This window comes from Ensifer sp. 2TAB8, assembly GCF_052115125.1.
In the GTDB taxonomy this organism is placed as follows: domain Bacteria; phylum Pseudomonadota; class Alphaproteobacteria; order Rhizobiales; family Rhizobiaceae; genus Ensifer.
Genome location: NZ_JBFRGB010000003.1, coordinates 158,374 through 170,873 on the forward strand (window position 1 = coordinate 158,374; position 12,500 = coordinate 170,873).

Annotated in this window: 13 protein-coding genes; 3 read left to right on the forward strand and 10 right to left on the reverse strand. The window is 62.8% G+C overall.

Annotated elements, in window-relative coordinates:
- Positions 1-183: 183 nt before the first annotated feature.
- Positions 184-495: a (2Fe-2S)-binding protein gene (locus AB4Z53_RS08775; RefSeq protein ID WP_441595646.1), complete on the forward strand. Its 312-nt coding sequence runs from the start codon at positions 184-186 to the stop codon at positions 493-495.
- Positions 461-952 carry a bacterioferritin gene (gene bfr / locus AB4Z53_RS08780; protein ID WP_034802698.1) on the forward strand — a complete coding sequence of 164 codons (492 nt, stop codon included), beginning with the start codon at positions 461-463 and terminating at the stop codon, positions 950-952. The genes AB4Z53_RS08775 and bfr overlap by 35 nt, the downstream gene beginning before the upstream one ends.
- 72 nt (positions 953-1,024) lie before the next feature.
- Here bfr and AB4Z53_RS08785 read toward each other — a convergent pair whose 3' ends face one another.
- From AB4Z53_RS08785 to obgE, 10 genes are all read right to left on the reverse strand, one after another.
- Complete coding sequence (locus tag AB4Z53_RS08785; protein ID WP_113535306.1) at positions 1,025-1,546, reverse strand: RNA pyrophosphohydrolase; 522 nt, start codon at positions 1,544-1,546, stop codon at positions 1,025-1,027.
- A gap of 51 nt (positions 1,547-1,597) precedes the next feature.
- Positions 1,598-2,806, reverse strand: a complete 1,209-nt coding sequence (locus AB4Z53_RS08790; protein ID WP_441595570.1) for a divergent polysaccharide deacetylase family protein — start codon at positions 2,804-2,806, stop codon at positions 1,598-1,600.
- Positions 2,807-3,155: 349 nt separating this feature from the next.
- Positions 3,156-4,478 carry a S41 family peptidase gene (locus AB4Z53_RS08795; RefSeq protein WP_113535304.1) on the reverse strand — a complete coding sequence of 441 codons (1,323 nt, stop codon included), beginning with the start codon at positions 4,476-4,478 and terminating at the stop codon, positions 3,156-3,158.
- Entirely contained in the window at positions 4,468-5,865 is a 1,398-nt protein-coding gene (locus tag AB4Z53_RS08800) for a murein hydrolase activator EnvC family protein (RefSeq protein ID WP_113535303.1), read from the reverse strand. The genes AB4Z53_RS08795 and AB4Z53_RS08800 overlap by 11 nt, the downstream gene beginning before the upstream one ends.
- Positions 5,866-6,023: 158 nt before the next feature.
- Positions 6,024-6,506: a 23S rRNA (pseudouridine(1915)-N(3))-methyltransferase RlmH gene (gene rlmH / locus AB4Z53_RS08805; RefSeq protein WP_441595571.1), complete on the reverse strand. Its 483-nt coding sequence runs from the start codon at positions 6,504-6,506 to the stop codon at positions 6,024-6,026.
- 261 nt (positions 6,507-6,767) lie between these two features.
- Entirely contained in the window at positions 6,768-7,199 is a 432-nt protein-coding gene (gene rsfS, locus AB4Z53_RS08810; RefSeq protein WP_077968685.1) for a ribosome silencing factor, read from the reverse strand.
- A gap of 171 nt (positions 7,200-7,370) precedes the next feature.
- The gene (locus AB4Z53_RS08815; RefSeq protein ID WP_441595572.1) at positions 7,371-8,000 is read right to left on the reverse strand and encodes a nicotinate-nucleotide adenylyltransferase; all 630 of its coding nucleotides are present in this window, start codon (positions 7,998-8,000) and stop codon (positions 7,371-7,373) included.
- Between the two features lie 16 nt (positions 8,001-8,016).
- Entirely contained in the window at positions 8,017-9,300 is a 1,284-nt protein-coding gene (locus AB4Z53_RS08820; RefSeq protein ID WP_441595573.1) for a glutamate-5-semialdehyde dehydrogenase, read from the reverse strand.
- Entirely contained in the window at positions 9,293-10,462 is a 1,170-nt protein-coding gene (gene proB / locus AB4Z53_RS08825) for a glutamate 5-kinase (RefSeq protein WP_441595574.1), read from the reverse strand. Before proB ends, AB4Z53_RS08820 begins: the two co-directional genes overlap by 8 nt.
- Position 10,463: 1 nt before the next feature.
- Entirely contained in the window at positions 10,464-11,489 is a 1,026-nt protein-coding gene (gene obgE / locus AB4Z53_RS08830; RefSeq protein WP_113535299.1) for a GTPase ObgE, read from the reverse strand.
- A gap of 135 nt (positions 11,490-11,624) precedes the next feature.
- Between obgE and AB4Z53_RS08835 the strand changes: the two genes are divergently transcribed.
- Positions 11,625-12,485: an endonuclease/exonuclease/phosphatase family protein gene (locus AB4Z53_RS08835; protein ID WP_441595575.1), complete on the forward strand. Its 861-nt coding sequence runs from the start codon at positions 11,625-11,627 to the stop codon at positions 12,483-12,485.
- The last annotated feature ends 15 nt before the right edge of the window (positions 12,486-12,500 follow it).

Here is a 12,500-nt window from a genome sequence, read left to right on the forward strand (position 1 = left end):
TTAGGTCTGCAAGAATAGTCTTTCATATTTCTCTAAAATTCTGAAAAGACGAAGCTTTTTGTCAAGTTTAGAGTCGTTCTAATCAACCTGCAACTTCCGCTCGCGGAGTTTTTAGTTGACACTAAATGTCCTGTTTTGCTTTATGCGCTGACACAGGGCGTTGCGTACGACAGGCGAGACGACATGCTGGTTTGCAGCTGCAATTTCATCACGGAACAAGAGATCGAGGACACGATCATCGGTCTCCTCAACGACGACTGTTGGCAGCTGATCGTGCCGGCGAAAGTCTATCACGCGATGGAAAAGCGCGGCCGCTGCTGCGGCTGCTTCCCCAATGTCGTCGACATCATCATTCGCACCACCGAGCAATATCACGCGCACCGCGACTCGACGGACGCTGAGATATTTGATTTCATGACCCGCCTTAGACAATTCCACGAAGACAACCGGAGGGCGGATCTTGAAAGGCGACAAAAAGGTCATCGAGCAGCTTAACGAAGCGCTCTATCTCGAACTCGGTGCCGTCAACCAGTACTGGTTGCATTACCGCCTCCTCGAAGACTGGGGTTACACGCTTCTCGCCAAGAAGGAGCGCGCGGAATCCATCGAGGAGATGCAGCATGCGGACAAGCTCGTCGCGCGCATCATCTTCCTTGAAGGCCATCCCAACCTGCAGACGGTCGCGCCGCTGCGTATCGGCCAGAACGTCAAGGAAGTGCTGAAGGCCGACCTTGCCGGCGAATACGACGCCCGCACCGCCTACAAGAAGTCGCGCGACATCTGTCACGCCGCCGGAGACTATGTCTCCATGAAGCTCTTCGAAGAACTGCTTGCTGACGAGGAAGGCCATATCGACTTCCTCGAAACCCAGCTCGAGCTGCTCGACAAGATCGGTGAAGAGAAATACGGCCAGCTCAACGCTGCCCCGGCCAACGAGGCCGAAGCCGACTAAGCTCGGCCCAAATGCCAAAAAGAAAGGCCGGCGACTTCGCCGGCCTTTTTGTATCTTCATCCGAGGGCTGGCTTACGGCGCGAGATGCGCGAAGGCCGTGACGACTTCCTCGTAGACCTTGCGCTTGAACGGCACGATCATCTCCGGCAGATCACGCATCGGCTTCCAGTCCCAGGCGTCGAACTCCGGTTCGTGGCCGCCGGGTGGCGGGTTGATGGCGATTTCGTTCTCGTCGCCCTCGAAGCGGAAGGCATACCAGCGCTGCGTCTGGCCGCGAAACTTGCCCTTGAGGCCAATGCCGATCAGATGCGTCGGCAGGTCGTAATTGATCCAGCCCGGCGCTTCCGCCAGCAGCGAGACCGAGCGCATTCCAGTCTCCTCGTAAAGTTCGCGATAGGCCGCCTTCAGCGGGTCTTCACCCTTGTCGATGCCACCCTGCGGCATCTGCCACTGCTGCGGCGAACCGTCATATTCGGAATTGCCGACGGCGATCCGGTGGCCGGCCCAGACGAGGCCGGCGCGGTTCAGCACCATGACGCCGACGCAGGGGCGGTAAGGCAGGTCTTCCGCCTTCAATTTCTTGTCCTTGCTCATCGGCTGCCTCTTCCTTCCATATCCATGCATTCCGATCGGGTTGCGTGTACGCTAGTTCTGTTGCGGATCMTTGACGAGCGCGGACACGCCGACGAACTCGATGCCGCGTCCCTGTGCTTCGCCGATCCAGGAGGCTATCGCGCTGACGCTTTCGTCGAAGGCGGAGGCGACGCCGATGGCGGTGCCGTTGCGCCGCGCAATGCGTTCTAGCTCATCAAGCTTGCGCAGGATCGCACCGCGGCTGAGCTCGGTGTCGAGTGTCAGGTCGGCAAAACCATGCGGCACATCGAAGGCATCGGCGAGCTTGCCCGAGAGCGATTGCGCCGACGTGCCGTCGTCGAGGAAAAGCAGGCCGCGCTTGCCGAGATCGCGCATGACCGGCTCCAGCGCATCGGCATCGGACAGGAAACGGCCGCCGAGATAATTCATGACGCCGGTGTAGTTGGTGATCTCGGCGAGGTTGCGATGCAATTCCGCAAGGTTCTTCTTCTCACCGAGGCCGATACGCAAGGCATTGGGACCGGGATCGTTGGCCGGGTAGTCGAACGGTTCCATCGGCAGCTGCAGCAGGATCTCGTGGCCGCTTCGGCGCGCCTCCTGCATCCAGCGCTGCAGGCTGTTTCCGGCTGTGGCAAATCCCAGCGTCACTTCGCCTGGCAGGTCGCGGATCGCCTTCTGCGTTCCGGTCTGGCTGAGGCCAAGACCGCCGACGATGAGCGCGATGCGCGTGCCGCGCGCGCCGGACCAGGGGCGTGCATATTGATCCATCGGGCGCAGCCCGTCCGGACCGATGATCGGCAGACGCCCGGCTGGACTGTCCTCGAGGAGGTCGTCATTCGGCATCGCGGCCATACGCGGATCCTGGCCGCGGACCGGGCCGACATTGATGAGAGCAGGGCCCTTGCCGTCGCGGCTGCGCGGAGAAAACGTCGTAACGGTGGAGCCGTCGTCGGTGAGCGTGTGCTCGACGTCGGCGCCGGAATAGGCGGTTCCCGGCTTCATCGTTCCGCCGGCGCCTGACTGGCTGTTTGCCGCCTTCGACGGTTTCTCGCCGGTGCCCTTGGCGCTTTCGGTCATCGCCGTTTCGGTCTGGCCGCGCCTCAGCCCGTCCGGCGCAAGGCTGCCCCACAATGACAGTCCGACCACTGCCGCTATACAAAGGCCGAGAAGAGAGAACCCGAGCAGACGTCGGGGATTGCGCTTCGCCGCTGGCTTTACCCGCCGGTTCTGGCCCAGGGGGGCATTGAGATCAGTTCCCAAACGGAGCCTCGGTCGGTCTGTGCGATGTTGCCGCTTCTGCATGCCTGCCTTCGATCACAGTCGATCAAAGGACAAAACGTGCAGCAATTCAAAATTCTGCAGCGCCCTTTGCGTACCTGACAGGACGCACGGCGCTCTCGAGCGAGGCGGCGTTGAGACGCTTCGCCTGTTCCTCCCTCAGCGCACCGGTGGCCTGAGAATCAGTGCCGCGGCAGCGCCTGTACCCCTATAATTTAGCTGTGCTGCGTTGACCAGTGCATCTGCCCTGGCGGGGCGCGTCCTCCCAAAATGCAGAACGCCGCGTGGTCTTTCGAACACGCGGCGTTCTCGATTGAAAATCGTCTCAGGCTTACTTCTTCAGCTGCGCCTGTTCCGGACTGGCCGGGAAGGACGGATCCGACTTCTTGCCGCGCAAGAGGTCGAGCGCGTAGTTGAGCTGCAGGTCGTCCTTGGGTTCCGGCGGCACATAGGCGACCGAGCCCGAACCTTCTTCGGTCTCGCTCTGGCCCTGGATGTGGCCACGCAGATCGGACTCGCCCTGAGCCTCGACCTTGCCGAGCAGTTCCGGCGGCAGCGGCTGTTCGACCTTGATGTCCGGCGTGATGCCTGTGCCCTGGATCGATTTGCCCGACGGCGTGTAATAGAGCGCAGTCGTCAGACGCAGCGCACCGGCTTCGCCGAGCGGGATGATCGTCTGGACCGAACCCTTGCCGAAGGAGCGCGTGCCGAGCACGGTCGCACGCTTCAGGTCCTGCAGGGCGCCCGCGACGATTTCCGAAGCGGAGGCCGAACCGCCGTTGATGAGCACGATCACCGGCTTGCCGTCGGTCAGGTCGCCCGGCGTCGCGTTGAAGCGGCGGGTTTCGTCCGGGTTGCGGCCACGGGTCGAAACGACCTCGCCGCGCTCCAGGAAGGCGTCGGAGACGTTGATCGCCTGGTCGAGCAGGCCGCCCGGGTTGAGGCGTAGGTCGAGCACATAGCCCTTGAGCTTGTCGGCCGGCACGTCCGCCTTGATCTTCTCGATGCCCTTCTTCAGATCGTCGTAGGTCTTCTCCGTGAAGGAGATGACGCGCAGGTAGCCGACGTCGCCTTCGGTGCGGAACTTGACGGCGCGAACGGCAATGACGTCGCGAACGATCGTCAGTTCGATCGGCTTGTCCGCGCCCTTGCGCAGGATCGTCAGCTTGATCGGAGTGCCGACAGCGCCACGCATCTTTTCAACGGCGTCTTCAAGCTTCAGGCCGCGAACGTCTGCACCGTCGATCTTCGAAATGAAATCGCCGGCAAGCACGCCAGCGCGCGCAGCGGGCGTATCGTCGATCGGGCTCGTGACCTTGACGAGATCGTCTTCCATCGTGACTTCGATGCCGAGACCGCCGAATTCACCGCGGGTCTGGGTACGCATGTCCTCGGCGTCGGCCGAGTTCATGTAGCTCGAATGCGGATCAAGCGACGAGAGCATGCCGTTGATGGCATTCTCGATCAGCTTGTCATCCTGCGGAGGCGTCACGTATTGCGCGCGTACGCGTTCGAATACGTCGCCAAAAATTGCCAGTTCGCGATAGGTCGAGGTGTTGGCAGCGACGGCCGGAACGACAGCCGAATAAACCACGCCCATCGCGGTCGCGCCCATCAGCGCCCCGACCAGAACAAGTGAAGCCCTACGTATCATTTCGCGCCTTTCCAACCTCTGCTGCGGTCCACCACGGTCGGGAATCAACCGGTTTCCCGTCTTTCCGGAATTCAATGTAAAGCGTCGGCCGGTCCGTTTCCAGCGCCAAGGCCGCAGCGCTCGCCACTCTTTTCGCCCCCATCGTCGCCAGCGGCTCGCCGGCCACGACAAACTGTCCGGGCTGTACGCTCACCTTCTCCATGCCCGCCAGTACGACGTGGTAGCCGTCACCCGGGTTGAGAATGATCATCTGCCCATAACTGCGGAAATTGCCTGCATAGACGATCCAGCCATCTGACGGCGCAGTCACCAGCGCGCCGGGATTGGTTTCCAACATGATCCCTTGCAGCGAATGCCCCGTGCCGTCCGCATCGCCGAACTTGCGTAACAGCGATCCCGCGGCAGGATAGGCAAGCTTGTTCCTCAGCTCCGAAAACACATATGCGGGGGCAATGCGGTTTTTGTCGGGCACCGCATTGCGGGCCAATTCGCGTGCCGCCTCGCGCTCGGCATCGCTCATGCGTCGGCGCTCCTCCTCCTGGGCGCGCGCCGCTTCGGCGGCCTCGCGAACAGAGGAAATCTGGCTTTCGAGCGAGCCGATCAGTCCCTGGAGATTGGTGGCCTGGCTGGCCAGCTCCTGGGCCTTGCGCTGTTCGGCGGCGAGCTCGCTGGCGCTCGACTGGCGCAGCTTCTCCTTTTCGGCGACCAGCATCGACATGCGGCGTTCTTCTTCGACATTGGCCGTCATTGCCGCGGTCAGGTCTTCCCGCTGCTTGTCGATGCCGGCACGAATGTCCGAGAGCGCCTTCAGGTCGGCCACCAGGTTTTCGGTCTCCTTGCGAAGACCCGGTACGACGGCGCCGAGCAGAATGGCGCTGCGCACCGATGCCAGTGCATCCTCCGGCGTCACCAAAATCGCCGGCGGTGGGTTGCGCCCCATCCGCTGCAGAGCGGCGAGAACCTCGGCGAGCACGCCGCGGCGCGCGTGCAGCGACTTTCGCACGGCGTCTTCCTTGGTCCGAAGATCGCTCAATTTCTTTTCGCCGTCGACGATCTGCTGCTCAAGATCCTGGCGCTTCTTGGCAGACTCAACGATCGCAGCCCGCAGGGTCTCGTTGGTCTTGTCGATCTCGGCGATGGTCTCCGTCAGCGCATTGGCGCGCTCCTGCGACAGCGTAATGGTCTTCGAAAGTGCGTCGAGCTCGCTGCGCGTGCTGTTGCGGCGAAGGGTGAGGTCGGCGGCAGGATCGGGCGGACCCTGCTCTTGCCCGGCCATCGTGGCCCCGGGCGGTGTAACTTCCTGGGCGCCCGCGGGCAGGCCGATCGCAAGCGCGAACGCAAAGGCCGCCGCTTTCCGGCCAAGCCGTCCTGCGTCGTCTCTTCCCATGCTGAAAACGCTGGCTCTGCCTCGGCGCGTCATCCGTTGCGTGCGTCCATTCGAAAATATGAGGAAAAAACCTAATCTGATTTGGCGCACACGACCAAGCATATTCTCGTTATCAGTGCGTGTTGGCGCGAGCGGGATGTCGGCGGAAAATTGCTGCCCTAGACCCGGTGATAGGGGTGGCCGGAGAGAATGGTGACGGCGCGGTAGAGCTGCTCGGCGATCAGGATGCGCACGAGCTGGTGTGGCCAGGTCATCTTTCCGAGATTGAGCACCGCATCGGCGCGGGCATGAAGGCTGGGGTCGAGGCCATCGGCGCCGCCGATCACCACCATCAGGTCACGCTTTCCGCTGTCGCGAAACGTGCCGAGAAGCGATGCGAAACCTTCGGAATCGAGCGCTTTTCCGCGTTCGTCGAGAAGTACAAGCAGACTGCCCTCGGCAAGCGCCTTCTCAAGCTGGGAGGCTTCTTCCCGCTTGCGCGTCTCGGCATTCGACGCACGGCTTTCGTTAACCTCGACGACGCGAGACAGCTCAAGACCGATCGCCGGACCGGCCTTGGAAAAGCGATCGAGATAGCGGGCCGCGAGATCCTTTTCCGGCCCCGCCTTGAGGCGGCCGACTGCGAAAAGTCCGATACGCATGACCTTATCCGTCCTCGCTTGCGCTGCAACGCGCACTGCATAGTTCCTGAAATCGGATCGATTCAAGGAGAATCTTATGCCGCGTCCATGGAACTTCGCAGCGTCGTTGCGCGCCTTGTCCGGAAACGGGGCCGAAGGTTACGATCAGTCGCAGCAACTTCCGGCTAACAACGCCGCTCAATACGGCGCCAGCCCTTCAAATTCACGCATGACCGTATCTCGGCTCGTCCGGCATTCGGCTGCGCGGCGACCCGGTCGGTCTCAATGCAAGGTGCCGTCCTCGATCTCAGGAGCCGCCCACATCTTCTCGATGTTGTAGAACTCCCGGATCTCCGGCCGGAAGATGTGTACGATCACATCGCCGGTGTCGATCAGCACCCAGTCACCGCCTTCCAGACCTTCGACACGGGCGTTGCCAAAGCCCCCATCTTTCAGGTCGGTCGTCAGGTGATCGGCAATAGCCATCACATGCCGTGTCGATCGCCCGGAGACAACGACCATGAAGTCTCCCAGCGCCGATTTTCCGGCAATGTTGATGCTGACGATATCTTCTGCCTTCGAGTCCTCTAGGCTTTCGAGGACCAGTTGAAGCGCACGGACAGCGGCTTCGTCGCTAGATCCCGTGCTGCGCGGGAATGCGGAGACCGCATATCCCTTGGCGTGTGCTGTTGTCAGGGTCTTTCCTTTCCACATGAACAAAACAGGCACTTTCGATTCGAACAAAGATCGAACCGTCCATGAATGTAGGCATCAAACGGTAGCGGTTTCAAGACAGCAGAACTGAATCATGGGAATTCACACAACCCGACCGCGCCGCGCGCCTGATGAAGGTTGCTGTACCCCGAATGCTGCCGGTGTTCACCCCTAAATCGATTCCGACCTGGAGGGGGCCGGCGTCGCCGCCCGAAGCGCTGTCGAACTCATCGATGAGCGCGGTCCATGGATGAAGGTCCAGGCGGGCGCGGCGTGAAAAGCGAGACGCCGTGCGTGGTCCTCGTCGATGCGGGCATAATCGAAGGTCCTGGCCATGCGCGAGGAGAGATAGGCAAGTGTCGAACCCGGCCGATCGATGACGGCGATCGGGAAGGTTCGGGCGATCTTCTGCCAGTTCTGCCAGCGGTGGAAGCTCCTCAGGTTGTCGGCGCCCATGATCCAGACGAAGCGGATGTCGCGGTTGCGGGCGCGCACGATCTCCAGAGTGCGGGCGGTATAGCTCTGCCCGAGCGCCTTTTCGAAGGCCGTCACCTTGATGCGCGGGTCACGCGCGATCGCTTCGCTCATGGCGATGCGGTCGGCGAGTGGCGCCAGATTGTTGTGATCCTTGAGCGGGTTGCCCGGAGTCACCATCCACCAGAGCTGGTCGAGCCCGAGGCGTTGGATCGCCGTATCGGCAACCAGCACATGACCCTGGTGCGGCGGGTTGAAGGATCCGCCGAACAGGCCGACCACCATACCGCTTTCGACATGGGGCATGCGCAGGTAGCGGGCGTTCACTGTGCCCGCCGTCACCTCAGGGCCTGACCTGTCCAGCACCGCGCACCCGATATTTGAAGGATGTCAGCTGTTCGACGCCGACCGGTCCGCGCGCATGCATCTTCCCCGTCGCGATACCGATCTCGCCGCCCATGCCGAATTCGCCGCCGTCTGCAAACTGCGTCGAGGCATTGTGCAGCAGGATCGCAGAATCGATTTCCGCAAAGAAGCGCTCGACCACGACCGGATTCTCGGCGATGACCGCTTCTGTATGCGCCGACGACCAGGTGGCGATGTGTTCTATCGCGCCGGAAATACCGTCGACCAGCTTCACCGAGATGATGGCGTCGAGATATTCCGTCGCCCAGTCCTCGTCGGTGGCGGCTTTCAGTCCATCGACGGAGCCTGCGAGTTCGTCGGACACGCGCACTTCGCAACCAGCCGTGAGCAGGGCCTTGAGCAGCGGCTTGGCGAGGCGGTCGGCGTCGTTGCGGTCGATCAACAGCGTTTCGGCAGCACCGCAGATGCCGGTGCGGCGCATCTTGGCGTTGACGACGATCCTTTCCGCCATGGCAAGATCAGCCGAGGCGTCGACATAGATGTGGCAGAGACCTTCGAGGTGAGCGAAGACCGGCACACGTGCCTCGTTCTGGACGCGGGCGACCAGGCTCTTGCCGCCGCGCGGCACGATGACGTCGATGGCGCCGAGAAGACCCGACAACATGGCGCCGACGGCAGCGCGATCGGCGACCGGCACCATCTGAATGGCATGTTCGGGCAGGCCGGCCGCCTTCAGCCCTTCGACCAGGCAGGCGTGGATTGCGCCCGAGGAGTGGAAGCTGTCGGAGCCGCCGCGCAGGATCACGGCATTGCCGGCCTTGAGGCAGAGCGCGCCGGCGTCGGCAGTCACGTTGGGACGGCTCTCATAGATGACGCCGATGACGCCGAGCGGCGTGCGCACGCGCTCGATATGCAGGCCGTTCGGCCGGTCCCATTCGGCAATGATCGCACCGACCGGATCCTTGAACTCCGCAATCGCGCGGATGCCGTTCGCCATGTCGCGGATGCGGCCTTCGGTCAGTGTCAGGCGGTCGATGAAGGCGCTGGCGACGCCGGTCTCGCGGGCGTTTTCGAGGTCGATCGCGTTGGCGGACAGGATCTCTTGGCTGCGCGCGACGATTGCGTTGGCCATGGCAATCAGGGCGGCGTGCTTGCGTTCGGCGCTGGCAATGGCGAGCGGTCGGCTGGCGGCCTTGGCCCTGCGGCCAATCTCCAGCATGATGCTTTCGACATCGTCCTTGTTCTTCACCTCGTCAAGCATGGACCTCATCCTTCCGGCTGCCCTCTACCTCAGCACGTTTTCCGGTCATCACCATATCGTCACGGTGCACCATGGCGGCGCGGCCGGCATAACCGAGGATCGCGGCGATCTCGGCCGATTTCTTGCCGGCGATCTGGCGCGCCTCGTCGGCGTCGTAGCCGGCGAGACCACGGGCGATTTCGCGGCCGGACGTGCCGATAATGGCGATGGTATCACCGCGGCTGAAGCTGCCGGTGACGTCGCGCACACCGGCGGGCAGCAGGCTCTTGCCGGAGCGCAGCGCCTCTTCGGCGCCGGCATCGACGGCAAGCGTTCCAGCCGGCAGCAATTGGCCTGCGATCCAGGTCTTGCGCGCCGTGACCGGCGAGCCTGACGGGGCGAACCAGGAGGAACGCGCGCCCTCTTCGATTGCCGCCAGCGGATGGTCGGGCTTGCCCGAAGCGATGATCATGGCGCAGCCGGCCGTCGTTGCGATCTTGCCGGCATCGATCTTGGTGCGCATGCCGCCGCGCGACAGCTCGGACGCCGCACCGCCGGCCATGGCCTCGATCTCGGGCGTTATCTCGGCGATCGTTTCGAGGAAGCGTGCGTTCGGGTCGAGATGCGGCGGGGCGGTATAGAGCCCGTCGATATCGGAGAGCAGCACCAGGAGATCGGCGCCGACCATGGTGGCGACGCGGGCAGCCAGGCGATCGTTGTCGCCATAGCGGATTTCCGTGGTCGCCACCGTGTCGTTCTCGTTGATGATCGGCACGGCGCCGAGCTTCAGCAACTGGTTGATGGTAGCGCGGGCGTTGAGGTAGCGGCGGCGCTCCTCGGTATCGCCGAGGGTCAGCAGCACCTGGCCGGCAACGATGGCATCGGTGGAGAGGCTTTCAGACCAGGCCCGCGCCAGCGCGATCTGGCCGACGGCGGCCGCGGCCTGGCTCTCCTCCAGCCTCAGCGCGCCTGCGGGCACGCTGAGTACGGTACGGCCGAGCGCGATCGCGCCCGACGAGACGACCAGCACTTCGACACCCTTGGCCTTAAGGCCGGCGATATCGGCGCACATGGCGTCGAGCCAGGCCTTCTTCAGGCCGGTGGCACGGTCGACCAGCAATGCCGACCCAATCTTGATGACGACCCGGCGATACTTCAAAAGCGGCTTGCGGGTCTTGGTCATCTCAGACGTTCTCCTCACCGGCGTTCGCTTCGCCTGCCTTGGCGGCGACGATAACGCTGCGCAGCGCCCGCAGCGCCTCGGTCATGCCCTTGCCGACGGCGGCGGAGAGCAGCAGGGGTTGTTCGCCGCAGGCCTTGGCCAGTGCCTTGGCCTTCACCTTCAACTCGTCCTCGTCGAGCACGTCGATCTGCGACAGTGCCACGATCTGAGGCTTGTCCTCGAGCCCACCGCCATAGGCTTCGAGCTCGTATTTCACCGTCTTGTAGGCCTTGGCGACATCTTCTTCCTGTGCCGAGACGAGATGGAGCAGCACGCGGGTGCGCTCGACATGGCCGAGGAAGCGGTCGCCGATGCCGACGCCTTCATGGGCACCTTCGATCAGGCCGGGAATGTCGGCGATGATGAACTCGTTGCCGTCGATCGTGGCGACGCCGAGATTGGGATGCAGCGTCGTGAAGGGGTAGTTGGCAATCTTCGGCCGCGCGCGGGTGCAGGCGGCAAGGAACGTCGATTTCCCGGCATTCGGCAGGCCGACGAGACCGGCATCGGCGATCAGCTTCAGCCGCAGCCACAGTGTTTTTTCTTCGCCTTCGAGGCCGGGGTTAGCCCAGTTCGGCGCCTGATTGGTGGAAGACTTGAAATGCGTGTTGCCGAAGCCGCCGTTGCCGCCGGCGGCAAGCCGGTAGCGCTGGCCCTCGGCCACCATGTCGACGATCAGCGTCTCGTTGTCTTCCTCGAAGATCTGGGTGCCGACCGGCACCTTCAGTGTCACGTCGCCGCCGCCGGCGCCGGTACGGTTTCGGCCCATGCCGTGCTGGCCGGTCTTCGCCTTGAAATGCTGCTGGTAGCGAAAGTCGATCAGGGTGTTGAGGCCGTTGACCGCTTCCACCCAGACGTCGCCGCCGCGACCACCGTCTCCGCCGTCCGGGCCACCGAACTCGATGAACTTCTCGCGCCGGAACGATACGGCGCCTGCGCCGCCGTCGCCTGAGCGGATATAGACTTTCGTTTCGTCGAGAAATTTCATTGGTCTGCCATCTGTTCGGTGAAGGTGGGCGGTCTTAGAAAGTGTTACAGCGACCTTTGCGAGTCCTGAAGGACGCGCGGCGCTGTATTTTGCCGCCATCGATATAGGCGGTTTATTCGGAGGTCAAAGAATATCGTGCGGTTCGTCAGCTACAACATCCAATACGGCGTCGGTCTCGATGGCCGCTTCGACCTCGAAAGGATCGCGGCCTCGATCGGCAACGCCGACATCATCGCGCTGCAGGAAGTGACGCGCGGCTTCCATCGCAACGATCATGTCGATCTGGTCGCCCGCTTCGGCAAACTGTTTCCCGGCCATTTCACTGCCTTTCACGCACCCTGCGACATCGATGTGGGCTCGGCGATCGAAGATGGCCGCGCCGTTAGCCGACGTTTCCAGTTCGGCAACATGATCCTGTCGCGCTGGCCGATCCTTTCGACGCGGCTCATCCCCCTGCCGCGTACCCGCACGATCAGCCCGATGAACCTGCAGCGCGGCGCGACCGAAGCGCTGATCGTAACCCCCGGCGGTCCGCTCCGGGTCTATTCCGTGCATCTCGATCACGTGCTCCCCGCCGAACGCATAGCCCAGATCCGCTACCTGAAGGATCGGCTGCTCGGCTATCCGCTCGAAGGCGGCGCGATCACCGGTGCGGCGGACTTCGGTCTTGCCGAGCCGCCGCATCCCGAGGATTTCGTCGTCATGGGCGATTTCAATATGGAACCGGAAACGCCCGAATATAACGCCATGGTCGGCTCGCGCGATGCCTACTACGGCCGTTCGCTGCGGATCGAGAATCCGGTGGATGCGCTTGCCCATCTCGGTCGTCTCACACCGGAAAGCTATAGCTGGATTCATCCCGAAAACCTCGAAAGACGCATGCATCTCGACTATTGCTTCCTCAGCGCCGGCCTCGCGTCACGCCTGACTGATGCCTGGACCGATTACGACGCCAAGGGCTCCGACCACCTGCCCGTCGGCTTCACGCTCTCCTGAAAAAAAACCCGCAAA

What these genes read in the sequence shown, in the direction of transcription:
- AB4Z53_RS08775 (WP_441595646.1), top strand. Translation starts at nt 184, where the DNA reads ATGCTGGTTTGCAGCTGCAATTTCATCACGGAACAAGAGATCGAGGAC.
- AB4Z53_RS08785 (WP_113535306.1), bottom strand. Translation starts at nt 1,546, where the DNA reads ATGAGCAAGGACAAGAAATTGAAGGCGGAAGACCTGCCTTACCGCCCC.
- AB4Z53_RS08795 (WP_113535304.1), bottom strand. Translation starts at nt 4,478, where the DNA reads ATGATACGTAGGGCTTCACTTGTTCTGGTCGGGGCGCTGATGGGCGCG.
- AB4Z53_RS08800 (WP_113535303.1), bottom strand. Translation starts at nt 5,865, where the DNA reads ATGGGAAGAGACGACGCAGGACGGCTTGGCCGGAAAGCGGCGGCCTTT.
- rlmH (WP_441595571.1), bottom strand. Translation starts at nt 6,506, where the DNA reads ATGCGTATCGGACTTTTCGCAGTCGGCCGCCTCAAGGCGGGGCCGGAA.
- rsfS (WP_077968685.1), bottom strand. Translation starts at nt 7,199, where the DNA reads ATGTGGAAAGGAAAGACCCTGACAACAGCACACGCCAAGGGATATGCG.
- AB4Z53_RS08820 (WP_441595573.1), bottom strand. Translation starts at nt 9,300, where the DNA reads ATGCTTGACGAGGTGAAGAACAAGGACGATGTCGAAAGCATCATGCTG.
- proB (WP_441595574.1), bottom strand. Translation starts at nt 10,462, where the DNA reads ATGACCAAGACCCGCAAGCCGCTTTTGAAGTATCGCCGGGTCGTCATC.
- obgE (WP_113535299.1), bottom strand. Translation starts at nt 11,489, where the DNA reads ATGAAATTTCTCGACGAAACGAAAGTCTATATCCGCTCAGGCGACGGC.